Here is a 22,981-nt window from a genome sequence, read left to right as displayed (position 1 = left end):
ACAAAACTTTTACTTGCGAAAAACGGGACGAACCGTCCGTTCGTCGCGCCCCCGTCAGCCTTCTTCCTGCAGCGCCAAGCGTTTGAGCTCGTCTTTTGCGTGCAGAATGTGACGTTCCATCGCTTCCGCCGCGCGAGCGCTGTCGCCCCGCTTGATCGCCTCGAAGATCTCCTTGTGCTCCACCCTCGAAGCCTCGACCTGGTCTTCGAACACGAGATGATCGACGGGGACGAACATTTCGCCGCGAGCCTCGACCACAGCAGCCTCCAACCTGCTGTTTCCCGCCGCTCTGGCGATACCGCCGTGGAACCTGGCGTCACAAGCCCGGAACGATCCCCGACTTCCGGAAACCCCCAATTGCTCAATGGATTCGAGCAACTCGAGAAGATGACGATCGGTTCGCCGGACCGCCGCGAGGCTAGCCGTGCGCATTTCCAACCCGATACGGAGGTCGACGATCTCGTCGATATCTGCTTCTCGCGCTTTCAACTGGCCAACCCAGTCTTCATAAGGCCTGGTCAACTCCGAAACGAACGATCCGCCGGTGGCTCCTCGCCGAACCTCGATGTATCCCATCGCCTGAAGGATTCGGATCGCTTCTCGCACACTGACTCGACCGACTTCGAGTTGCTGAGACAGTTCACGCTCGGACGGCAGGCGATCACCGGGGCTGAGCGCGCCGCTGTGAATGAGCAGTCGCAAGCGTCGAGCGATATCCTCCCCCAACGTCGGTGCACTGACCATGAATTCAATGGCCGGCAGCTTGTCGATCTGCACGTCTCGTACCCCCTACTCGGTGCCTGGACCGACTCTTACGCTTCGTCTTGACCTACGAAATCGAACGCTCCCATTCGCAGCTGTCCTTGAATAGATACAGCAGCGCGCGGCACTTCGAACCCGTTACCCCAACTTTACAAGCCAAACTCTAGCGAAAAGCCATTCAATAGTTCTATGCTCGCTCCTATGACCCAATTCACGATGACGGCGGAGGCACTCCCCGCCATGCCCCTGATCGGAGTCACCGGCCGCGTCGACCGCGGCGGGCCGTCACTACCCAACGTCGTCGGCGACGCGTTGATGGAAATGTTCTTCACCGATTTTCCCTCGAAAATCCGCGCGGCCGGTGGTCAACCGATCCTGCTGAGTATCCACAGTGATCCGCGCCGAATCGTCGAGCATCTCGACGCCCTCGTACTCAGCGGTGGTTCCGACGTGGACCCCAGGCGTTACGGCCGCACCCCCGGACCAAACTCCTCGATGATCGACCCCGCTCGGGACGAATTCGAGTTCTCCCTGGTCGATGCGGCCTGGGAAATCGGACTGCCGATCCTGGGTGTGTGTCGAGGACACCAGGTCGTCAACGTCGCGCGCGGGGGCACACTGATTGCCGACCTTCCGACCGACGCCGGTGAGGCACACAGTTTCTTCGGTTACCCGCGTTCGTACCGACCGCAACAAGTCGCTCTGGAATCCGGTTCCGTCCCACACAGTCTGTTCGGCAACAGCATTCACGTGAACAGCCTTCACCACCAAGCCGTGGACGCCCCGGGGAACGGCCTTCGGATCGTCGGACGCGCGCTCGACGGCGTCGCCGAAGCCATCCAGGCCGACGATCGCCCCGTGGTGGGCGTGCAGTGGCACCCCGAATTCTTCGTCGACATCGACCCGCTCTTCTCGTGGCTCGTCGACGCTGCAACCTCTCACCAGACCGATCCTTCACGCCAGACCGATCCTTACAGAATGGAAGACGACAATGTCACGTACGCATGAGAACAAGGTCGCCCTCATCACCGGTGCAGGTTCCGGAATCGGCCGCGGTATCGCACTGCGCCTCGCCTCCGATGGTGCCCGCGTCGCGGTCGTTGACCTTCACATCGAAAGTGCAAAAGAGACCGTCGCACTGATCGAATCGCAGTACGGCACACCCGCGCTCGCTCTCGAGGCCGACGTGCGCGACCGCGCCGCCGTGAGCGCCGCTTTCGAGGCCACCGTCGCCGAATGGGGACGCTTCGACTACCTCGTCAACAACGCCGGTCTGATCACGATGAGTTCTCTGGAGAACCTCACCGACGAAGAGTGGGATCTCGTCCTCGACGTCAATCTCAAGGGCATGTTCATCGTCACGCAGATCGCCACCCCGTACTTCCGCGACGGCAACAGCGGCGCTGTGGTGAACTTGTCGACGGTGGAGGCGGACGTCGTCGTGTCCTCTCAGGGCTTCGCCCAGGTCCACTACAACGCGTCGAAGGGTGGAGTGAAGATGTTGACGAAGGCTCTGGCCGTCGAACTCTCGCGGTACAACGTACGGGTCAACGCAATCGCCCCGGGCCCGGTCCCCACCGCCTTCCTACCTGGCATCGACGTCTCCTCCGGCGAAGTTCTCGACTTCATGAAGTCCAGGCTCCTGGTGCCGCGCGTCGGACGCCCCGAGGACATGGGTGCTGCAGTCTCCTTCCTCCTATCCGACGACGCCTCCTACATCAGTGGAGTCCAGTTGCCCGTCGACGGCGGATGGCTCGCCCGATGAAAGGCCGGCTCACCACAGCCGAGCTGGCCGAGTCCGACATCGACACCGTCCTCATCGCCGGTATCGACCTCTACGGACGATTGATCGGCAAGCGGGTCCCGACGCGAATTTTCCTCGGGAACATCGACGAGGGCCTGCATGTGTGCACCTGCGTATATGCCTGGGATGCCAACCAGCGCATGGACAAACTGGTTGTCGACTACGCCGGCGGGCACACCGGCTGGCACGACTTCCGCTTGCGCCCTGATCTGGGAACACTACGACGCGCGTCGTGGCTGGAATCCACTGCCATCGTCATCGCCGACTCGGTAGACGAACACACCGGCGAGCTGGTCCCGATCGCACCGCGCACGATCCTGCGCAAACAGATCGACAAGCTCGAATCCGACGGTCACACCGTCTATGCGGCAACGGAACTCGAGTTCCACCTCTATCGGGGTACCCCCGACGCGTTGAGGCGAAGCGGCTATCGGGATCTCGAACCCACCACCCTGGTGCCCTCGGACTACACCATCACCGCCGGCAATGCGATGGAACCCTTCTTCCGCAAGGTACGAACCGCCCTGGAGGAGAGCGCAATTCCCGTCGAGGTCTCTCAGGTCGAGTACGGGCTGGGCCAGTGGGAGATCAACCTCGAATACGGAACGGCTCTCGAGATGGCCGACCGCCATGTGCTCTTCAAGCAGGTGGTCCACGATGTCGCGGCGGCGGAAGGGCTCACTGCGACCTTCATGGCACGCCCGAGCACCGACGGCATGGGCTCGTCGTGTCATATTCACGCGTCCATGCGTAGCGACGACACCTTCCCGTTCCACGACGAAAACGCAGAAAACACGGCGAGTACCGAACTGCTGCACGCGGTCGGCGGCGTTCTCGAACATTGCCCGGAACTCATGCTGTTCTACACGCCGACCATCAACTCGATGCGCCGGACCAGAGCCAGCCACGACTTCTCAGGGAACGGCTTGACCTGGGGTTTCGACAACAGGACGACTACCTGCCGACTCATTACCGGGGCGCCGTCCGCCAACCGTCTCGAAATGAGGCTGCCAGGGGCGGACGCAAATCCGTATCTCGCACTCGCCGCCGTTCTGGCGTCGATGAACGACGGCCTGAGCCGAAAGCTCGATCCCGGCGCACCGGTACGACGCGACGGGTACAGCGACACGGACACACTCGAGAAGGTGAAGCAGCAACCGCTGCCCGGCACACTCGACGAGGCGGCGCGTGCGCTCGAAGCCAGTGAGTTCGCACTCGCGGCGTTCGGCGCCGAGGTCGTGTCGCACTACGCGGCTGTCGCCAAGGACGAATGGGATTCCTTCATGTCCGCGGTCACCGACTGGGAACGCGAACGCTACCTCGACAACATCTGACCTACACACGATTTCGCCACGAAGGACAGTCATGACCACTTCATGCTCACTCGTGCCCCAGAACAACACGATCGACGGAAACGTCGAACCACCAGCTGTCGAACTCGGCGAATTTCTCACCGATCCCGACACCGGAGAGAAACTGCAAGCCCAACTCTCGTCTTCCGCCGATCAGGTGGAGAGGGCAATCACCGCCGCGACAGAACTCCATCGATCGGGTGTCTGGACCCGTCGATCGGTAGCCGACCGAGTGCTCTTACTCGAGAGAACTGCCGAACTTGTCGAGGAACGAACAACGGCGATCGCTCGTGAGGACTCAAAGAACAACGGTCTCCCCCTATCGATCAGCACGCTGTTCGCGGGCGGACTTCCCGATCTGTTCCGTAGTGCTGCAAAGCATCTGGAAGACTCCTCGGGGTTCGAGCAGTTGGCGTCGGGCGCACAATTACATCGTCTGGCTTGGGGCCCGACCGCTGTGATCGCACCGTGGAATGCACCGAGCTTCATCACCGCGAAGAAGACCGCATTCGCATTGGCCGCGGGCGCTCCTGTCATCGCCAAGCCCTCCAACTGGGCTCCGTCAGGCCCCAATGTGCTCGCCGAGGCGATCTCGCGTGCCATTGCCGAACTCGACGCACCGAAAGCTCTGTTTCAACTCGTTCACGGCGGCGGGGACGTCGGGCATCTACTGGCCGCCGATCGACGAATCCGAGCACTGGCGTTCACCGGCGGCCGAGCATCCGGCAGTTCCATCGCCGCTGCGGCCTCGGCCGACTTCAAGGCGCTTCAACTCGAACTCGGCAGCAACAATCCCGTGATCGTCCGCGCCGACGCCGACATCGATCTGACTGCGACCGCACTCGTCGGCGGGTTCAACAAACTCAACGGGCAATGGTGTGAGAGTCCGGGAAGCGTCTTCGTGCCACCGCACCTTCACGACCGTCTTGTCGACGCAATACTCGACCGCACGGCCGAAATCGTGCTCGGGCGAACCGGTGACGACAACACTACGATGGGGCCGCAGGCGAACGAGCCTCAACTGCAACGAATGCGCGCGACTGTCGACTTCCTCCACGGCGTGGGCGGCACAGCTGTCTCGAGCACTCCTGTGCCGGACCTTTCCGGATGGTTCTTCCCTCCGACAGTGGTGCACGGGATCTCGTCGGAGCACACCAAATCGGAGACCTTCGGACCGATCCTGACCGTGCACCGCGCGTCAACCGACGAGCAGGCACTGCTCGAGGCGAACGCTCTCGATACCGGCCTGGCCGGTTACGTGTTCGGTGCGGACGTCGACGCCGCTCGTGAACTTGCGACCCGGATCGAGTGCGGCGAGAACAAGATCAACAGCACCAGTCTCCTGGACCTCGACGACCACTCGACCCAGAGTTTCTGGGGCGGAAGCGGTATCGGCGCACACGGCGACAAAGAGCTTCTCGACTTTTTCCGGGGATCGCGAATCGTCGGTGTCGATGCGCCCGGACTGCCTCTCTGAGCCGAAAGAGGTCGTGGGAATGGGTGAACCGACACGGGTTGGCACCATGGTCGTCGAATGCGATGACACCGCAGCAGTTCTCGCCCGTATTTCTTCGCTGGGGTGGAAGCTCGGCGTCGAGGTCGTCAGTCTGTCGACGTGGGTGTCCGTGACATCGCCGGGAGTCAGCGGGATGTCGATCGCATACAGTTGCCCGGCAACGATTTCCGACGCCATGTTGATCAAGCGTCTCAACAAGATCGTCGGGATAGTTCGAATCAAGACGGACCACGGTCCGTTCGTTCCGGTGACGCCACAGGTCGGCCTACACGTCACCGCGACTTTCCAACGCGTCGATCCAGTCGCGCTCGTGGCGTACCGGCACGGCGCAACCGTGTGCAGTCAGGCGAACAACGTTCTGTCGGTTCAACTCACCACTACCCGATCGATCGCGGACACATTCGTCTCTGATCTGGCACAAGTTGCAGAGCGTCCGCTGCGGGGTGAGATCTCGCTGCAGAAGATTCATCTTGCATGACGTCGAGGTGCGACCATGGAGACGTGCGGCTACGGGCGTTGGCTCGTAGCCGCAGGTCATCGCATGATCAGTGAGCCGGAAGGAGGGACGTCTCCTGCGCCGCGCCGTCCTCCGCGCCGATCTGGACGATGTTTCGCGGCAGGAACACAGCTGCGATCGCGCCGAGAACCGCTGCAGCAGCACCGATCAGGAACGCGATACGCATGCCCTCGTCGGTGTAGAACACAGCGCCCTCCATCGCCATCGCGATGTGCGAGTTCAAGACCGTGAAAGCGATGACAGGAAGCACCGCGGGGAAGATGCTCTGGAAGACCGCAACCATGCTCGCCGTGGTTGCCTGCAACTGCGGCGGCACCGCCTCGATGAGCAGGTTCGGGATGGAGGCGTAGCCCATACCCATACCGACGCCGAAGATTCCGGCAAAGATGATGAGCAGCGGCTTGTTGTCGTGAATGGTGGCCGTCAAGGTGAACCCTACTGCCATGAGGATCATTCCGATGATCATCAGCAGGCGGGGTCGAATGTTGCGGCCCACGAGGAAGCCCACGATCAAACCACCGACCACCACCATGCCACCCAGCGGCGCCTGGAAGATCGCGAATCCTTCTGCCGTGACACCGAATCCGTATCCCAGGCCGAGAACTGCGGGGGTCATCACCATCATCGGCAGCAGAATCGTGAAGACTCCCGACGCGCCGTAGCAGAACCCGGCTCCGACGGCGGTGAGCATCACCGAACGCTTGCCGAAGTAGCGCAGGTCGATCAAGGGTTCACGGATGGCCCGGGCAGAGGCAACCCACGCCACCAGCAGTGCAACGCCGCCGATCAGATAGGCCAGTGTCGAGCCGTTCTTCCAGCCCCAGGTCGGTCCGAAGCTGACGCCGATGAGAATTCCGGCGATGCCTGATCCGAGCAGTACCGCACCGATCAGATCCAGCGAAGAGCGCAGTCGCACAGCTGATTCCGCCGTCGAAGCGAAAATCATTCCACCGAGCAGAACCAAACCGATGACGAAGAACCAGAAGATGCTCCGGAACCCGTGGTTGTCGATCAACCAACCGGTGAGGAACGGCGCCGGAATAGCGATCAGGCCCATGCCGGAGGTCGCGATACTGACCGCCAGAGCAACGGTTTTCGGCGGAAACACGTCGCGGATGAGGGAGTAGCTCAAGAACAGGCAGGGGACGAGTAGGCCCGTCAGCGACCGGCCCAGAATCAGGACGGCATAACTGGGCGCAACCGCCGAAATGAAGGATCCGACCGCCGCGCCGGCGACCGCCAGGAGCAGGACTTTTCGTTTGCCGTACATATCGGCGAGCTTGCCGAGCAGTGGAGACGCTACCGCGCCGAGCAGCAGGAACGACGTGAGCAGCCAGGCTCCCTGCGTCGTTTGATAATGCACCGAGATGGCGGGCAGCGCAGTGGAAATCATCATGTAGCTCACCGCGAGCATTTCGAGAAGTAGAACGATCGACGCCAGCGAGAACACCAGTCGCGGAGTCCACCGCTCCGGCATCGACGTCGATTCGGGCAGACTGGGAGACGAACCGTCGCTGTGGACATGAGACGCCATGGCTGGAGAATCCTTTCGGGACACCTGCGAATTCGATTGACCCCCTGCCGAATACCGTCGGCCGGGGCCTTGCGGGGAAGTGCAGTGGAACGACAGCTACCGTTCTCGGCAACGTGTTACCTGCATCACAGCCCTCGCGTCGAACACGCGCTACAGAATGTTCCGCGGAGCGGGACAATCAGGACAAGGTCTGATTGGCGCCCCAGATGCAGCCCCAGATACGACTGTGCGCCGTTTCGGTAGCGGTAACTACCAAAACGGCGCACAGAGGCCGAAGGCCTTAGAGAACTATGTTCACCATCTTGCCCGGCACAACGATCACCTTGCGCGGTGCGTTGCCCTCGAGCAGCGCGACGATCTTCTCGTCGGCCAGGGCGATCTCCTCGACAGCCTTGCGATCGGCATCCGCCGGGACGCTGATGCGGCTACGGACCTTGCCGTTGACCTGGATCGGGTACTCGACGGTGTCCTCGACGAGCCACTTCTCCTCGACAGCGGGGAAGGGGCCGTGCGCAAGAGATTCCGTGTGTCCCAGACGCGACCACAGCTCTTCCGCGAGGTGCGGCGCCAGGGGAGCGAGCATCAGCACCAACGGCTCGACGGCAGCACGGGGCGCGCCACCCGGGAACGCCTTGGTGAGGTGGTTGTTGTACTCGATCAGCTTCGCAGCGGCCGTGTTGTCGCGCAGCGCCGTGTAATCCTCGATGACACCGGAAATCGCCTTGTTGAGCGCACGCAGCGTCTCCTCACCGGGTGCTTCGTCGGTGACACGGGGCTTGCCGGTCTCCTCGTCGATGACGACGCGCCACACTCGCTGCAGGAATCGAGCAGCACCGACGACATCCTTGGTCGCCCACGGACGCGAGGTGTCCAGCGGACCCATCGACATCTCGTACACACGCAGGGTGTCTGCACCGAACTCGGCGCAGATCTCGTCCGGCGCAACGGCATTCTTCAGGCTCTTGCCCATCTTGCCGTACTCGCGGTTGACCTCGGCGCCCTCGTAGAAGAACTTGCCGTCACGCTCGACGACGTCTTCTGCGGGCACGTAGACGCCGCGGGCATCGGTGTACGCGAATGCCTGGATGTAGCCCTGGTTGTAGAGGCGGCGGTACGGCTCGCTCGAGGACACGTAGCCCAGGTCGAACAGGACCTTGTGCCAGAAGCGCGAGTACAGCAGGTGCAGCACCGCATGCTCGACGCCGCCGACGTACAGGTCGACTCCACCGGGATCGTTGGGGCCGTGCAGTTCCGGACGGGGACCCGTCCAGTACGCCTCGTTCTGCGGGTCGCAGAAGGCGTCCTGGTTGGTGGGGTCGATGTAACGCAGCTGGTACCACGAGCTGCCCGCCCACTGCGGCATGACATTGGTGTCGCGGTGGTAGGTCTGCAGTCCGTCGCCGAGATCGAGCTCGACGTTGACCCAGTCGGTCGCCTTGTTCAGCGGGGGAGAGGGCTCGGAGTTGGCGTCATCCGGATCGAAGGACACGGGTGCGTAGTCCTCGACCTCCGGAAGCACCACGGGCAGAGCCGAATCCGGCAGGGCGTGCGCGTTGCCGTCCGCGTCGTAGACGATCGGGAAAGGCTCACCCCAGTAACGCTGACGCGCGAAGAGCCAGTCGCGCAGCTTGTACTGGATGGTGCCCTTGCCCTGGCCACTCTCCTCGAGGCGGCTGATGACGGTCGCCTTGGCCTCGGCCACGTCCAGACCGTCGAGGTAGTCGGAGTTCACCAGCGCGCCGTCGCCCGAATACGGCGCCTCCGAAACATCGCCACCGGCAATAACTTCGAGAATCTCCAGACCGAACGCGTTCGCGAACTCCCAGTCACGGTGATCGTGTCCCGGAACTGCCATGATCGCGCCGGTGCCGTAGCCGGTCAGCACGTAGTCGGCGATGAAGATCGGGACCTTGTGGCCGTTGACCGGATTGACGGCGTAGGAACCGAGGAAGACGCCCGTCTTCTCCTTGTTTTCCTGACGCTCCAGGTCGGTCTTGGCGGCAATCGACTTACGGTATGCAGCAACAGCTTCCGCCGGCGTCGTAGCGCCGCCGGTCCAGCGTGCGTCGACACCTTCGGGCCACTCGTCCGCAACGAGCTTGTCGACCAGAGCATGCTCGGGAGCCAACGTCACGTAGGTGGCACCGAACAGCGTGTCGGGGCGCGTCGTAAATACATCGATGCCGTATTCGCCTGCGGCGAAAGTAACCTCGGCGCCGTAGGAGCGTCCGATCCAGTTGCGCTGCATGGCCTTGACCTTGTCCGGCCAATCCAGGTACTCGAGGTCGTCGACCAGGCGGTCGGAGTACGCGGTGATGCGCATCATCCACTGCTGGAGGTGCTTACGGAAGACCGGGAAGTTTCCGCGGTCACTACGACCGTCGGCGGTAACTTCCTCGTTGGCCAGCACGGTACCCAAACCGGGGCACCAGTTGACCATCGAATCCGACTGGTAGACAAGGCGGTACGAATCCAGAACCTTGGCCTTTTCGGCCACTGTCAGCGACGTCCACTCGCGTCCGTCTTCCAGAGCGCGCTCACCGGAATCGAATTCGGCTTCCAGCTCGGAGATACGACGCGCCTTACCGGCAGCCTTGTCGTACCAGGCGCCGTGGATCTGCAGGAAGATCCACTGCGTCCAGTGGTAGAAGTCGACGTCGGTCGTCGCGAGGCTACGACGCTCGTCGTGTCCCAGACCCAGGCGTCGCAGCTGGCGCTTCATGTTGGCGATGTTGGACTCGGTGGTGGTCCGCGGGTGGGTACCCGTCTGCACGGCGTACTGCTCGGCCGGGAGCCCGAAGGCGTCGTAGCCGAGGGTGTGCAGGACATTGCGGCCCTGCATGCGATGGAAGCGCGCGAAGACGTCCGTGGCGATGTATCCGAGTGGGTGACCGACGTGCAGGCCCGAACCCGAGGGGTACGGGAACATGTCCTGAACGAAGAGCTTGTCGGCAGGAACACCGTCGGGCGAGGAGAGCGGACCGACCGGATTGGGCGCGTTGAACGTGCCTTCCTCACTCCAGCGGTCCTGCCAGTGCTGCTCGATCTGGCCGGCGAGCTCCGCGGTGTAGCGGTGCTGCGGAGTTGCGTCGGCTGGTGAATCGGGGGACTGCGGAGACTCGGTCACTGTGGTCGCTATCTACTTGGCTGACGGAAATACCGATAACCAGGGTAGAGCCTGCGCGACCCGGGCATACCATCAACTCCACTCGCGCCTATCCTGTATGGGTGATCGTTGTCGCTGTGGTGCTATTCGTGCTCGCTGTCGCCGTCGGTGGAGTTGCTGTCGCCGGACTGATCGGCAAACTCCCGCGCAACCGCTGGGCCGGTGTCCGCACCGACGATTCCCTGCGGAGCGAGGAGTCGTTCGCCCTCGCCAACAAGGTGGCCGGTCCGACCATGCTCGCGGCCGCCGGAATGTTGGTCATCGGCGGAGTCGCAGCATTGACCATCGGCGGAGTCTTCGGCGTCGCGGTCGCGATCATCGCCGTCGTCGTCGCCGTCCTCACTGCCGGTCTCGGTGGAGGCATCGGTGCCCGCGCTGCCGCCGCACTCCCGCAGCAGAGCGGATGCGGTAACGACTGCAACTGCGGCGGACACTCCGAGCCTGCCGCAGACGAGCCGGTGGCGGAGACCCCCGAGGCCAAGGCGAACGCTGCCGCTTGCGGCACCGCTTCCTGCGGTGCCTGCGCGCTCAAGGATGCTTGCCAGCCGGCTCATTGATTCACGTGAAACATCGCGTGGTCGACCCGGCCGGGGTCGTATTCGGGCTAGTCGTTCCGCTGTTGTGTGCGGTCTTCGGCTTCGTCCTGACAAAAATGTGGGAGCCTCGCCTCCCGGAGCAGATCGCGACTCACTGGACCACTACCTCGCCGGACGGCTTCTCCACCCCGTCTTCCAACGCGTGGACCATCGCACTTCTGACGCTGCTCTTCGGTGGCGGTCTCAGCGCAATTGCCGCTCTTGCTCCCGCGATGTTGATGATGCGTCGATTCATGTTGGTTGTCGGACTGAGCGTGGTCGGGCTCATCACGACAGTGAACTTCGCTCTGCTCTACACCCAACTCGATGTCACCGATCCGACTACGACGTCACTCCCGCTGTGGTCTCTCGGTGTCGGCTTTGTCGTCGGCGCGGTGCTGGGTTGGATCGGTGCCTCATTCCTGCGCGACTACCGCGGCCGCACGCTTGCCGCGACCAAACCATCGGCCGGGTTGCCTCGAAGCAGCTGCCCTCTGCCCATCTCCGACGACGTCGGATTCAGCACCAAAGGCTCGGCGATCCTCACTGCGATCACTCTGGCACCCGGAGTCGTCATGGCGTTGTCGATGCGGTCACTCTGGCCGCTGTTCATCTTCGGTGCACTCGGACTGCTCGTCGTCAGCCTGGTTCGCTTCCGGGTGATCGTCGACGAACGGGAAATTCGGGTGATCAACATGGGGATGGCTGCGATGACCTACGGCATCGACGAAGTTGTCGAAGCCGACGTCGCGGAGATCAAACCGTTCGCGGACTTCGGCGGCTGGGGACTCAAGACCAAGGGTCGTCGCAACTACGGCGTGGTCACCCGCACCGGGCCGGCGGTGGTCGTCACCTTCGCCGGTGGCGACCGGCTCACGATCACGACACCGAAGGCCGAAGACATCGCCGGGTCCCTCAACCGAGTGGCCGACGCCCGGACTCGGTAACCGCCGAGCCTGAACCGATCGCTTCCTGAGTCTTTTCCAGGTACCCACACGCCGCCGCCCTGGCTTTGCTGACATCTCGTTCGGCAATTGCTTCGGCGACTCCCCGGTGATGCGAGGACGTCAGCGACGGCGGATGCACCCCTTCGGTCACCTCGTAGGTGGCGCGAACGGTTTCGAGGATCCCGGCAAACAGATCTTTCAGAACCGGATTGTGAGCGGCATCGACGACGGCAATGTGAAATGCGAGATCCACGTCGACGAAGTTCTCCGCTGGGACATCACGCTTGGCGGCCAGCTCACGAATTGTCCGAACATCGTCGGCGCTGCGACGCTCACACGCCAAGCGGACTGCTTCCATCTCGAGCGCACGACGCACTTCGAAGACGTATTTCATCTCGTCGACGGACGCGTGTTTGCCGAGCAGGCCGCCGATGTCGGTCCGAGCACGCACGAAGGTCCCTGATCCGCGACGGATCTCGAGGACTCCCGTCGACGTCAGTGTCTTGATCGCTTCGCGCACGGTGTTCCGGCCGACGCCGAGAACACTCATCAACTCCGGCTCGGTCGGAACCCGGTTGCCGACGGTCCAGGCGCCGTCGGAGATCTGCGCGCGCATCCAGTCGAGGGATTGCTCGTACGCGGACTCCTTGCGAACAACGGTCATCTACTCATCCTCACAGCATTCGCGGCGATCATTCCACTCACCTACGATACGTAGGACGACCCACGTATTTTCGAACTCAGTCTTCAGGAGGGCCTTCCCACGTCCGCCACCGCTGTCGCCACCGAACAACGCACACGCCGCACCAACCGACACTTCTACGGCGTGGGCTACGTCCTCACCGTGATCCTTCTGGGCGCGAACATGCCCACCTCCGTCTACGGGCTGTACCGGACCGAGTTCGGGTTCACGCCCACCGTCCAGACGCTCATCTACGGCGTCTACGTCGCCGGGCTCGTTCCGGCATTGCTCTTCTTCGGACCGCTGTCCGACGCCCTCGGTCGACGCACCGTGCTTCTGGCTGCGCTCGCACTGAGCGTCGTCGGCACGCTCGTCCTGGCATTCGCCGACGCGACGGTGTGGTTGTTCGTCGGACGCGTCGCTCAGGGCATCGCGGTTGGCGCGGCCAGTGCGGCGGGTAGCGCCGCACTGGTGGAGCAGGAACCGAAGTTCGATCACCGACGGGCAGCGCTCGTCTCGACGGTGACGGGTGCGTTGGGCGGTGCACTCGGACCACTCGTGTCCGGCGCGATCGCCCAGTACCTTCCGCAACCACTGCGGTTGCCGTATCTGATCTTCCTTGTTGCGTTCATCCCGGCACTGATCGTGTTGCTGCTACTGCCGCGGATCGGGGACGTCACACGCCCGAAGCGGTTCTTCCAGATGCCACATGTTCCCGCCACCATTCGAGAGACGTTCTGGCTCAGCTCGCTCGCCGTCGCGCTGTCGTGGGGCGCAGTCGGGCTCTTCCAGTCGGTGGTCCCGTCGTGGATGACCAGCCTGCTGAACATCGACAACCTTCTGCTCGGCGGTGGGGCAGCCGCACTGGTCATGATCTGCTCGGTGATCGCTCAACTCGGCGGAAGCCGCATGGACCCGAGGGCGTCCGTCACCGTCGGCCTGGGAATCCTCGCCCTCGGAATGATCGGGTTGCTCGTGGTCGATCTCGTACCCAGCCTCGCGCTGCTGGGCGCCATCACCGTCGTGGTCGGCGCCGGGCACGGTCTGGCGTTTGCCGGCGGCATGAAGCGCGTCAACGCCGCCGCCCGGACCCACGCACGCGAGAGCCACGGCGGAGTTCTGGCCGCGTTCTTCACCGTCAGCTACGCGGGACTGGCGATCCCGTCGATCATCGCGGGTATCGCCATCACCATCCAGGGAATGCAGACGGCCATCATCGAGCTGTCGATCGTCGGGACGCTGCTGTGCCTGGCCGTGATGGGCTTCAACCTTCGTGGGGCTCGAGAGCCCGTCGACGCACGCCGTTATCCTTAGCCAGGTGAAGTTTCTCAGTAGGTTCTACATCGACGGGTTCATCCTCGGCATCATCATCGCCGGCGTGCTCGGAAGTGTGTTCCCGGTATCGGGTACCGCGGAGAGCATTCTGAACTGGGCCACCAAGATCGCCATCGGCTTCCTGTTCCTGCTCTACGGCGCACGACTCTCGCCGCAGGAAGCCTGGAAGGGCGTCAAGCACTGGCGACTGCACACCGTCGTCCTTGCCGCGACATTTGTGCTCTTCCCGTTGATCGGCCTAGCTCTGCGATTCCTGTCGCCGACCCTGATCAGCGACGACCTCTACACCGGCCTCCTCTACATGTGCCTCGTTCCGTCGACGGTTCAGTCGTCGATCGCGTTCACTTCGATCGCCAAGGGAAACGTCGCCGGCGCGATCGTCAGTGCGTCGTTCTCCAACCTGATCGGCGTCTTCGTCACGCCGCTGCTGGTGGTTCTGCTGATGAACACCACCGGCCAGGCGACCGTCGACTTCTCGTCGATCCTCGACATCGTCGTGCAGCTGCTGATCCCGTTCATCGTCGGTCAGCTGATCCGCCCGCTGGTGATCGGATGGCTGCAGAAGTACGCCGAACCCACCAAGTACGTCGATCGTGGATCGATCATCCTTGTTGTCTTCGCCGCCTTCAGTGAAAGCATGAAAGAGGGGATCTGGAGCACCGTCACGATCTGGCAGATCGTGATCCTCACAATCGTGTGCTGCCTGATCCTCGCGCTGGTTCTCGGCGTCACTGCCTTCGCGGGGCGCAAACTCGGCTTCGATCTTCCCGATCAGATCGTCATCATCTTCTGCGGGTCGAAGAAGTCCTTGGCAACGGGCCTACCGATGGCGGCCGTGCTGTTCGCGGGCCAGCCCGTCGGCCTGATCGTGTTGCCGCTGATGATCTTCCATCAGATCCAACTGATCGTCTGTGCTGCCATGGCGCAACGCTTCGCGAATCGGGATCCGGTGAGCGTCAGCTAGCGAGCAACGCGTCCCGGGTCGCGTCGACGCAGCCACAACCGCCCTGCAGTTCAGCACAATCGATGGACAACGCATGGCGACTCGATGCCAGGTCGACACAGTTCACCCCGGTGCATTCGAGCGATCCGTCGACATGTCGCAGCAGAGAATCGTGGCAGTGATCGACATCCGAAACACAATCCGCGCACTGGATCTGACGCTCAGCGATCATTACTGCCACCTCTCTCGAAAACGATGACACAGGAATATCATCGACCTCCGACAGATCAGTTCCGTTCGACCTCGATGGGGTGACTGGCCAGCATCGCTACGGGCAGCGGCTGGCGTCGTAGCACCCGTGCCCAGACATCGACTCGGGGCGGCGTCAGCACATCCGACGGCAGTGAGCTGATCACCATCCAGTCTTCACGCTCGAGCTCCGAATCCAGCTGCCCCAGAGTCCAACCCGAGTACCCGGCAAAAATGCGGATCCCTTCGACCAGAGGAGCGATCACCTCCGGGTCCGAGTCCAGATCCACCATGACTACCTTGCCGTCCACCCGCCGCAGGCCGGCGACGCCGTCGATCCGTGCACCGTTTCGAGCGATTCCCAGGCAAAGCGCCGAGTCACGCTTGACTGGTCCACCGATGTACAGCGCCGAAGGATGCGCGGTCAACGGCGCCCACTGCGGCAACACGTTCTGCACGGCCGTCTCACTCGGCCGATTGACGACGACGCCCAAGCTCCCGGCGTCGTTGTGCTCGATCATGTAGATGACGGTGCGGCGAAATGCAGGTTCCGTGAGATCGGTCGACGACACCAACAAACTGCCCGGACGAACCTCCGGTTCTATCCAGGCCATTCGATCCTCGGGTTCTTCTGCGTGCGCCACAAAGACATCATCTCACCGACAACTGCGTGCGGAGGAACGAGACACAGGCGTGTTCAGGTCAGACCCGCCACATCGGCAAGTAGTGCCAGATGCCGCTCGAAAATCTCGCTCGCGTCGCTGAACGTATCGCTTCCGTACTGCCCGAACACCTCGAAGTTCACCGAGCCGAACAGCGATACCCAGACGAGAGTTGCGCGCACTGCGGCATCCGGCGGCAGGTCGGTGCCCAGTTCTTTCCGCACTCCCTCGAGGTCCATTGCCAGCGTGTCACTCAGGTCCGGACCCTCTCGCACCGTGAGTGCGCCCGCTCGATGTGCGGCGTCGATGATCCCGATCAGCCGGGTCACGACGAGAGTGCCAGGACCGGTGGTCTGCTCGCCCGGAGCGTCGTAACCGGGGACGGGGCTGCCGAACAGCAGACCGTAGCGGGCCGGTTCCCGGATCGCCCAACTCCGGACGGCACGTCCGAGAGCAACGAACTGCCCGCGAAAATCTTCTGCTGCAACGGCATTCACGGCAGCGTCCACTTCCGAGCCCAGTTCCGTGTACCCGTCCACCACCAGCAAGGTCAGCAGTTCGTCGCGACTGGCGACGTAGCGGTACACCGCTGAGGACACGACTCCCAGGTCACGTGCGACGGCCCGCAGAGACAAAGCTGCGGCGCCGACGGCAGCAAGATGCTCGCGTCCGATCCGGGTGATGTCCTGCAGCGTCTGTTCGCGCGCCCGCTCACGGGGAGTCCCAACCATGAGTCCATCTTGCCCCATGATCGAGAGCAGTATCAACAAAAGAGAGCACTGCTCTTGACAGCGCTGAGGCGCGGGTGCATTCTTGAAAACGAGAGCAGTGCTCTCAGTTCACCCGAAACGAGAAGGAGCACACCATGTCGAACCTCGAAATCGTCACCGGAGCAGGACCCGTCGGATCCGCCGTCGCGCTACAGCTCGCCGAGCAGGGCATCAATGTCCGCCTCCTGACCAGGTCCGGCAGCGGGCCGGAGCACCCGTTGATCGACCGTCGACGCGTCGACGTCTCGGATTCCGAGGCCCTGCGCTCGGTCAGCGAAGGCGCCACGGCCATCTACCACTGCATCCACGCCGCCTACAACGCAGCCGATTGGGAGCGGGAACTCCCGGCGGCCGAGAAGGTCGTGCTCGACGCGGCCGCATCCATCGGCGCCGTCGTGGTCTTCCCCGAAAGCCTCTACGCCTACAACTCCGACACCTTGATGACCGAATCCGATCCACGCAACGCCACCGGCGGCAAGCGTGGCGTGCGAACCGCGCTGCTGCGTGCTCGCGAGGCTTCGGCAACACCTACCGTCAGCGTCGTCGCCTCGGACTTCTTCGGCCCCCGCGTCCGCACCGCCCACGCCGGCGAGCGCATGGTTCCGAAGGTCATGGCAGGTAAGAAGATTCGTGTCATCGGTTCCGCAGACCAGCCGCACTCCTTCACCTACATTCCCGATCTCGCCGCAGCGATGATCGCCGCAGCACACAACCCCGAACTCTGGAACTCCGTCATCCACGCACCCACCGGCCCCGCGCTCACTCAGCGCAAGATCGCCGAAGCCTTCGCCCGAGCCGCCGGGACATCCCCCGCCAAGGTGGGCGTCCTGCCCGCCTGGGTGCTCGACGCAGTCGGCAAGGTCAACACCGACACCCGCGAGCTCGCGGAGATGAACTACCAGTTCACCAAGCCGTTTGTCATGGACTCGAGTGCCAGCGAAGTGCTGCTCGGCCTCTCACCGACACCGCTCGATCAGGCCGCCGAGGAGACCGTCGCGTGGTGGCGCGCGGAACAGGCTCGCACCGCTGCTGCCTGAACCTGCAGGCAGGGGCTCTTGACGCAAGAACGGAACGGGTGTTCACTTCTTCACATGGCCTATCGCCGCACTCCGGCAGTACAGGAACGATTGGACGCCCAACGCGCCCGACTGCTCGAGGCCGCCACGACGGCAGTGGCAACCCACGGCTATGCGGGGTGTTCCATCGCCGCGGTGGCCAAGAACGCCGGCGTCGGCACCGGGACGCTGTATCGACATTTCGACGGCAAGGGCGAACTGTTCGCCGAAGTATTCCAATCAGTCTGCAGCCGTGAGGTATCCGCGGTTCGGGACGCCGGAGACAGCGCCCGAATCCTGGAAGGCAACCATCGCTCCGCCGTATCAGCGTCGGTTCGCACGTTCGCCGAACGCGCCATGCGTGCACCGGTTCTCGCCTATGCACTGCTGGTGGAACCGGTGGATCCACTCGTCGACGAACAGCGACTCATGTTTCGCGAATCGTTCCGCGATTGCCTGGCCACCGCAATCCGCTCGGCCGTAGACACCGGTGAGATACCTCCGCAGGACGCCACTCTGACGGCAGCGTGCATCGTCGGGGCAATCGGTGAGGCCCTGATCCTTCCGTTGCGCGGCGGCACCACGGATCCCGCTGCGATCGATGCCATCCTCGCCTTCACCCTTCGATCGTTAGGGAGTTTCGATGACACCCACGCATGAAGTCACCAATCAGGTGCCGCCCCTGATCGATTACGACGCAGCCGAATACGCGCCGATCCTCGAGGCACTGCACCGTGAGGGAGCATCGGACGCGCTCGAAGAGGTTCATCGCGTCGGGGTCCGCGCCGGAAGCGCGCAAGCCCAGGAGTGGGGCGATCTGGCCGAGGAGCACCCGCCCGTCCTGCGAACCCACGACCGCTACGGCAACCGTATCGACGAGGTCCGCTACGACCCCGCCTATCACCAACTCATGAGCACCGCAGTCGAATTGGGACTGCACGGTGCTCCGTGGGCTGACCCGGACCCACACGCACACCTCGTCCGAGCCGCGAAGATGGCCGTGTGGGGTCAAACCGACGCCGGCCACGGCTGCCCCATCTCGATGACGTACGCGGTGGTGCCCGCGCTGCGGCACAACACCGAGCTGGCAGAGCAGTACGAACCACTCCTGACCGCCCGGCACTACGATCCAGAGCTGAAAGCTCCCCTCACCAAGCCCGGATTGATCGCCGGTATGTCGATGACGGAAAAGCAGGGCGGTTCGGACGTTCGTGCCGGAACCACAAGAGCGGTACCACAATCCGACGGCAGCTACCTGCTGACGGGTCACAAGTGGTTCACCTCCGCGCCGATGTCGGACGTGTTCCTCGTCCTCGCCCAGGCACCGGGTGGCCTGTCGTGCTTCTTCCTTCCGCGGATCCTGCCGGACGGCTCGCTCAACAACATGTACCTACAGCGCCTGAAGGACAAGTTGGGGAATCATTCCAACGCGAGCAGCGAGGTCGAGTACCGCGACACTCTCGCGTGGATGGTCGGCGAGGAAGGCCGGGGCGTGCGCACCATCATCGAGATGGTCAACATGACCAGGCTGGACTGCACGATCGGCACGGCCACCGGCATGCGCGTCGGCACTCTGCAGGCAGTTCACCATGCGAATCACCGAAGTGCGTTCGGCGCCAACCTGATCGACCAACCTTTGATGCGCAATGTTCTGGCTGATCTGGCGGTGGAATCGGAGGCGTCGACTACCGTCGCGATGTGGCTGGCCGCTCTGACCGATCGCGCAACCGCAGGCGATCCCCACGCCACCGCACTACGACGCATTTCGTTGGCCGTGAGCAAGTACTTCGTCTGCAAGCGCGGACCGATCCACGCTGCCGAGGCACTCGAATGTCTGGGCGGAAACGGATACGTGGAGGAATCCCGGATGCCGCGCCTCTATCGCGAGGCTCCGCTGCTCTCGGTGTGGGAGGGGTCGGGCAACGTCGCGGCGCTCGACACACTCCGGGCGATGGCGAAGCAACCCGAAACGCTGCAGGTGTTCTTCGAGGAACTGAAAGAAGCGAGTGGCGTGGATGCCCACTTCGATCAGGCCGTGCGGGATCTCGAGGCGACATTCGGCGATTTCGGGGACATCGAATACCGGGCGCGAAAGATCGTCGGTGACATGGCACTCGCACTGCAAGCCTCGCTGCTGCTCCGCTACGGGCACCCCGCGGTGGCCGACGCGTTCTGTGCGAGTCGACTCGGAAGCGACTGGGGGAGCGTGTTCGGAACGCTGCCGAGGGGAATCGACATCGCGCCGATCCTCGAGCGGGCGACCGTCAAGATCGGCGCCTGACCCACCCACTACAGTTTCCGCTTATGAACCGAGCCTCGAACCGCCGCGAGGCCTGGCAGCGCGTACTGCACACCCTGCGTGAATCACCCGGCCTCGGAAGGCTGGCGCTCGTCCGCTTTTCCAGCCAGTTCGGCGACGGAATGTTCCAGGCCGCGCTCGGCGGCGCAATCCTCTTCAATCCGGAACGCGAAACCGATCCGGTGGCGATAGCGGCCGGCTTTGCCGTACTGCTCCTTCCCTATTCGGTGATCGGCCCCTTTGCCGGGGCTCTGCTGGATCGTTGGGACCGCCGCCTGGTGCTCCTGTGGGCGAGCGTGCTCCGCGGGCTCTTCATTCTGACCACCGCGGTGTTGTTGGTGGCCGGCGGCGGTGACACTCTGCTGTTGACGTGTGCGCTTGCTGCCATCGGAGTCAGCCGCTTCGTCGGGGCAGGAGTATCCGCAGCCCTGCCGAAGGTCGTCCGACAATCGTGGCTGGTGGCAACCAATTCCGTTCTCACAACGGCTGGTTCGGTGGTCGCTGCTCTGGGCGCTTCGGCTGCGGTGGCGATCATCGGTGTGATCGGCGCCGGGGATCGAGCGTCGGGCGCAGCCGTGGCGATCGCAGCGCTGGGGTCGGTGATTGCTGCCCTCGCCGCGGCCAGGTTCACGGCCCGCTCGCTTGGTCCGGTGGCCGACGAGGTGGTCCGCGCCAGCGCCGTCCGTTCGGTAACAGCCGGACTGCGCACCGGTGCAACCGCTGCCTGGGAGGCGCCCGGCGTCACCACGGCAATGATCGGAATCGGCGCACACCGCATCTGCTTCGGCATCAACACCCTCATCATGGTGCTGGTCCTACGCGACACTTCGAACGGCTCCCAATTACCTGGAGGGATGGCCGGATTCGGCGTCGCCGTCGGTGCAACGGCCATCGGAATGCTGATCGCGGCCTTGATCACACCGTTCCTCATTCCTCGGATCGGTCGCTCACGGACGATCACGTACGCCCTGGTGTGCGCGGTTCTCGTCCAGCTCGTCTTCGTGACCACCCTGACGCAAGGCTCGCTGCTGATCGCCGCATTCCTGCTCGGCATCGCCGGTCAGTCCGTGAAACTCAGCGGCGACGCGGCCATGCAGATCGACATCGACGACGACCGTCGTGGCCAGGTATTCGCCTTGCAGGACACCGTGTTCAACGTCGCGTTCATCGGTGCGATCGCGGCGGCGTCGACGGTGATCGCGCCCGACGGCAAGAGCGTCGGCCTTGCCCTTGCCGGCGCGGGCGTCTACGCCGCGGGATTGTCGGCAGTACTGATCAACCGCAAGAAACGAGAAACCAGCCCTACTGGGTAGCCCACCACTTCAGAAGTTCGGCTTCGGCCTCGTCACGTTCGAGCGGCCCGCGATCCAGACGTAGTTCCTTGAGGAACGTCCATGCCTTGCCCACCTGCGGGCCGGCCGGGATGCCGAGCAGTTCCATGATGGCGTTGCCATCGAGATCCGGACGCACCCGAGCGAGGTCTTCCTGCTCCGCAATGCGCGCGATCCGCTCTTCGATGTCGTCGTACGTGGCCTGCAGCTGCGCGGCGCGACGCTTGTTGCGCGTGGTGCAGTCGGCCCGCACGAGCTTGTGCAAGCGGGGGAGCAGCTCGCCCGCGTCGGTGACGTACCGCCGCACCGCCGAATCGGTCCACTGTCCCTTGCCGTAGCCGTGAAAACGCAAGTGCAGGAACACGAGCTGCGAAACGTCGTCGACCATCTGCTTCGAGAACTTCAGTGCCCGCATGCGCTTGCGCACCAGCTTGGCACCGACCACCTCGTGGTGGTGGAAGCTGACGCCGCCGCCCGGCTCGTTGCGCTTGGTGTCCGGCTTTCCGATGTCGTGGAGCAGTGCAGCCCAACGCAATACGAGGTCGGGATCGCCTTCTTCGAGGTCGATCGCCTGCTGGAGCACGGTGAGAGAGTGCTGGTAGACGTCCTTGTGCTGGTGATGCTCGTCGATCTCGAGCTTCATCTGCGGAACCTCGGGCAGCACGTACGCGGCCAGCCCCGAGTCGACCATCATGTTGATGCCGTCCACCGGGTACATGCCCAGCATCAGTTTGTTCAGCTCCACCTGCACACGCTCGGCGGTGATCCGCTCGATCTGCGACGCCATCTCCTTGATGGCCTCGAAAACACGATTGTTCAACGTGAAACCAAGCTGCGAGACGAACCGGGCTGCGCGCAGCATCCGCAACGGATCGTCGTTGAACGAGTTCTCCGGCGCCGACGGCGTATCGAGCTCTCCGGCCAGCAGGGCGTCCATGCCGTTCAGCGGATCGACAAAAGTGTAGGAACCGTCCGCGCCGATCTTCATCGCCATCGCATTGACGGTGAAATCGCGGCGCACCAGATCGTCGGCCAACGTCGTTCCGTACTCGACTATCGGATTGCGGGAGACGCGGTCGTAAGCGTCCGCCCGGAAGGTCGTGATCTCGATCTCCTGGCCGTGCTTGATGGCGCTGATGGTCCCGAACTCGATGCCGGTGTCCCACTGCTTGTCCACCCAGCCCTTGAGCAGAGCCTGAACCTTCTCCGGCCTGGCGTCCGTCGTGAAGTCCAAATCGCCACTGAAGCGGCCGAGGATCGCGTCGCGAACACTGCCACCCACCAGGAACAGCTCGTGACCGGCCGCAGCAAAACGCTCACCGAGCGGGTTCAACACGTCGGACAACGTGCCGAGCGTTGCAGTGGCGTCGGCAAGCAGTCGTAGGCGGCGATCAGCGTCGGAGGTAGGGACAGTCACGTGAAAGGAGCTTACTTAAGGTGCGCAAATAGCAGAACGCGCATACGAACGCGATAGACCGCTTT

The 22,981-nt window shown here is 63.3% G+C and carries 21 protein-coding genes; 14 read left to right on the top strand and 7 right to left on the bottom strand.

The features are described from left to right. Positions 1–54: 54 nt before the first annotated feature. Positions 55–777 carry a FadR/GntR family transcriptional regulator gene (locus ABWI03_RS27835; RefSeq protein WP_007729085.1) on the bottom strand — a complete coding sequence of 241 codons (723 nt, stop codon included), beginning with the start codon at positions 775–777 and terminating at the stop codon, positions 55–57. 186 nt (positions 778–963) lie between these two features. Here ABWI03_RS27835 and ABWI03_RS27830 point away from each other — a divergent pair, with 186 nt between their 5' ends. Genes ABWI03_RS27830 through ABWI03_RS27810 form a run of 5 tightly spaced genes read left to right on the top strand, consistent with a single transcriptional unit; the run spans position 964 to position 5,912 of the window. Then, the gene (locus ABWI03_RS27830; protein ID WP_298774839.1) at positions 964–1,770 is read left to right on the top strand and encodes a gamma-glutamyl-gamma-aminobutyrate hydrolase family protein; all 807 of its coding nucleotides are present in this window, start codon (positions 964–966) and stop codon (positions 1,768–1,770) included. Further along, on the top strand, positions 1,754–2,527 hold the full coding sequence (locus ABWI03_RS27825) for an SDR family NAD(P)-dependent oxidoreductase (RefSeq protein WP_021332597.1): 774 nt from the start codon (positions 1,754–1,756) through the stop codon (positions 2,525–2,527). Before ABWI03_RS27830 ends, ABWI03_RS27825 begins: the two co-directional genes overlap by 17 nt. Then, positions 2,524–3,900 (top strand): glutamine synthetase family protein, encoded by a 1,377-nt coding sequence (locus ABWI03_RS27820; RefSeq protein ID WP_298774832.1) that lies wholly within the window; start codon positions 2,524–2,526, stop codon positions 3,898–3,900. The genes ABWI03_RS27825 and ABWI03_RS27820 overlap by 4 nt, the downstream gene beginning before the upstream one ends. Before the next feature lie 31 nt (positions 3,901–3,931). After that, entirely contained in the window at positions 3,932–5,395 is a 1,464-nt protein-coding gene (locus tag ABWI03_RS27815) for an aldehyde dehydrogenase family protein (protein ID WP_298774829.1), read from the top strand. 19 nt (positions 5,396–5,414) lie between these two features. After that, positions 5,415–5,912, top strand: a complete 498-nt coding sequence (locus ABWI03_RS27810) for a hypothetical protein (protein ID WP_298774827.1) — start codon at positions 5,415–5,417, stop codon at positions 5,910–5,912. Between the two features lie 67 nt (positions 5,913–5,979). Here the strand turns inward: ABWI03_RS27810 and ABWI03_RS27805 are convergent, their stop codons facing one another. Next, entirely contained in the window at positions 5,980–7,428 is a 1,449-nt protein-coding gene (locus ABWI03_RS27805; protein ID WP_200317816.1) for an MFS transporter, read from the bottom strand. 337 nt (positions 7,429–7,765) lie between these two features. Further along, a complete protein-coding gene (gene leuS / locus ABWI03_RS27800; protein ID WP_298774824.1) occupies positions 7,766–10,612 on the bottom strand; it encodes a leucine--tRNA ligase in 2,847 nt (948 codons plus the stop codon). 101 nt (positions 10,613–10,713) lie between these two features. On the opposite strand from leuS, the gene ABWI03_RS27795 reads away from it, so the two are divergent. After that, complete coding sequence (locus ABWI03_RS27795; RefSeq protein WP_298774821.1) at positions 10,714–11,208, top strand: SdpI family protein; 495 nt, start codon at positions 10,714–10,716, stop codon at positions 11,206–11,208. A gap of 5 nt (positions 11,209–11,213) precedes the next feature. After that, positions 11,214–12,173 carry a DUF1648 domain-containing protein gene (locus ABWI03_RS27790; protein ID WP_296553872.1) on the top strand — a complete coding sequence of 320 codons (960 nt, stop codon included), beginning with the start codon at positions 11,214–11,216 and terminating at the stop codon, positions 12,171–12,173. Here ABWI03_RS27790 and ABWI03_RS27785 read toward each other — a convergent pair. Then, entirely contained in the window at positions 12,142–12,837 is a 696-nt protein-coding gene (locus ABWI03_RS27785; RefSeq protein ID WP_298774817.1) for a FadR/GntR family transcriptional regulator, read from the bottom strand. The genes ABWI03_RS27790 and ABWI03_RS27785 overlap by 32 nt on opposite strands. 162 nt (positions 12,838–12,999) lie before the next feature. Between ABWI03_RS27785 and ABWI03_RS27780 the strand changes: the two genes are divergently transcribed. The 3 genes from ABWI03_RS27780 (at position 13,000) to ABWI03_RS27770 (ending at position 15,392) form a co-directional block, all read left to right on the top strand. Continuing rightward, on the top strand, positions 13,000–14,169 hold the full coding sequence (locus tag ABWI03_RS27780; RefSeq protein WP_298774815.1) for an MFS transporter: 1,170 nt from the start codon (positions 13,000–13,002) through the stop codon (positions 14,167–14,169). 4 nt (positions 14,170–14,173) lie between these two features. Beyond that, a complete protein-coding gene (locus ABWI03_RS27775; RefSeq protein ID WP_095973468.1) occupies positions 14,174–15,154 on the top strand; it encodes a bile acid:sodium symporter family protein in 981 nt (326 codons plus the stop codon). Between the two features lie 73 nt (positions 15,155–15,227). Beyond that, complete coding sequence (locus ABWI03_RS27770; protein ID WP_172436805.1) at positions 15,228–15,392, top strand: hypothetical protein; 165 nt, start codon at positions 15,228–15,230, stop codon at positions 15,390–15,392. Positions 15,393–15,420: 28 nt separating this feature from the next. Here the strand turns inward: ABWI03_RS27770 and ABWI03_RS27765 are convergent, their stop codons facing one another. Continuing rightward, positions 15,421–16,026, bottom strand: coding sequence for a YqgE/AlgH family protein (locus ABWI03_RS27765; RefSeq protein ID WP_124566997.1), 606 nt, complete (start codon positions 16,024–16,026; stop codon positions 15,421–15,423). Between the two features lie 53 nt (positions 16,027–16,079). Further along, positions 16,080–16,775: a TetR/AcrR family transcriptional regulator gene (locus ABWI03_RS27760; protein WP_095973471.1), complete on the bottom strand. Its 696-nt coding sequence runs from the start codon at positions 16,773–16,775 to the stop codon at positions 16,080–16,082. A 134-nt stretch (positions 16,776–16,909) separates the two neighbouring features. Between ABWI03_RS27760 and ABWI03_RS27755 the strand changes: the two genes are divergently transcribed. From ABWI03_RS27755 to ABWI03_RS27740, 4 genes are read left to right on the top strand one after another with little or no spacing between them, the layout of a single operon-like run. Beyond that, positions 16,910–17,851, top strand: coding sequence for an NAD-dependent epimerase/dehydratase family protein (locus ABWI03_RS27755; RefSeq protein WP_298774810.1), 942 nt, complete (start codon positions 16,910–16,912; stop codon positions 17,849–17,851). 54 nt (positions 17,852–17,905) lie between these two features. Then, entirely contained in the window at positions 17,906–18,529 is a 624-nt protein-coding gene (locus tag ABWI03_RS27750; protein WP_298774807.1) for a TetR/AcrR family transcriptional regulator, read from the top strand. Further along, a complete protein-coding gene (locus ABWI03_RS27745) occupies positions 18,513–20,150 on the top strand; it encodes an acyl-CoA dehydrogenase family protein (RefSeq protein WP_298774805.1) in 1,638 nt (545 codons plus the stop codon). The genes ABWI03_RS27750 and ABWI03_RS27745 overlap by 17 nt, the downstream gene beginning before the upstream one ends. A 23-nt stretch (positions 20,151–20,173) precedes the next feature. Next, positions 20,174–21,481, top strand: a complete 1,308-nt coding sequence (locus tag ABWI03_RS27740; protein WP_298774803.1) for an MFS transporter — start codon at positions 20,174–20,176, stop codon at positions 21,479–21,481. Here ABWI03_RS27740 and ABWI03_RS27735 read toward each other — a convergent pair. Further along, positions 21,471–22,916, bottom strand: coding sequence for a CCA tRNA nucleotidyltransferase (locus tag ABWI03_RS27735; protein WP_095973478.1), 1,446 nt, complete (start codon positions 22,914–22,916; stop codon positions 21,471–21,473). The genes ABWI03_RS27740 and ABWI03_RS27735 overlap by 11 nt on opposite strands. Between the last annotated feature and the right edge of the window lie 65 nt (positions 22,917–22,981).

The organism is Rhodococcus baikonurensis (assembly GCF_040489275.1).
Taxonomy (GTDB): domain Bacteria; phylum Actinomycetota; class Actinomycetes; order Mycobacteriales; family Mycobacteriaceae; genus Rhodococcus_F; species Rhodococcus_F baikonurensis.
The sequence above is the reverse complement of the archived record's forward strand: the minus strand, read 5'-3'. Positions and strand labels throughout refer to the sequence as shown.

Coding starts and splice junctions, on each gene's coding strand:
- ABWI03_RS27830 (WP_298774839.1), top strand. CDS start 964: ATGACCCAATTCACGATGACGGCGGAGGCACTCCCCGCCATGCCCCTG.
- ABWI03_RS27825 (WP_021332597.1), top strand. CDS start 1,754: ATGTCACGTACGCATGAGAACAAGGTCGCCCTCATCACCGGTGCAGGT.
- ABWI03_RS27820 (WP_298774832.1), top strand. CDS start 2,524: ATGAAAGGCCGGCTCACCACAGCCGAGCTGGCCGAGTCCGACATCGAC.
- ABWI03_RS27815 (WP_298774829.1), top strand. CDS start 3,932: ATGACCACTTCATGCTCACTCGTGCCCCAGAACAACACGATCGACGGA.
- ABWI03_RS27810 (WP_298774827.1), top strand. CDS start 5,415: ATGGGTGAACCGACACGGGTTGGCACCATGGTCGTCGAATGCGATGAC.
- ABWI03_RS27805 (WP_200317816.1), bottom strand. CDS start 7,428: ATGCCGGAGCGGTGGACTCCGCGACTGGTGTTCTCGCTGGCGTCGATC.
- ABWI03_RS27785 (WP_298774817.1), bottom strand. CDS start 12,837: ATGACCGTTGTTCGCAAGGAGTCCGCGTACGAGCAATCCCTCGACTGG.
- ABWI03_RS27770 (WP_172436805.1), top strand. CDS start 15,228: ATGGCGACTCGATGCCAGGTCGACACAGTTCACCCCGGTGCATTCGAG.
- ABWI03_RS27760 (WP_095973471.1), bottom strand. CDS start 16,775: ATGGTTGGGACTCCCCGTGAGCGGGCGCGCGAACAGACGCTGCAGGAC.
- ABWI03_RS27755 (WP_298774810.1), top strand. CDS start 16,910: ATGTCGAACCTCGAAATCGTCACCGGAGCAGGACCCGTCGGATCCGCC.
- ABWI03_RS27750 (WP_298774807.1), top strand. CDS start 17,906: ATGGCCTATCGCCGCACTCCGGCAGTACAGGAACGATTGGACGCCCAA.
- ABWI03_RS27745 (WP_298774805.1), top strand. CDS start 18,513: ATGACACCCACGCATGAAGTCACCAATCAGGTGCCGCCCCTGATCGAT.
- ABWI03_RS27740 (WP_298774803.1), top strand. CDS start 20,174: ATGAACCGAGCCTCGAACCGCCGCGAGGCCTGGCAGCGCGTACTGCAC.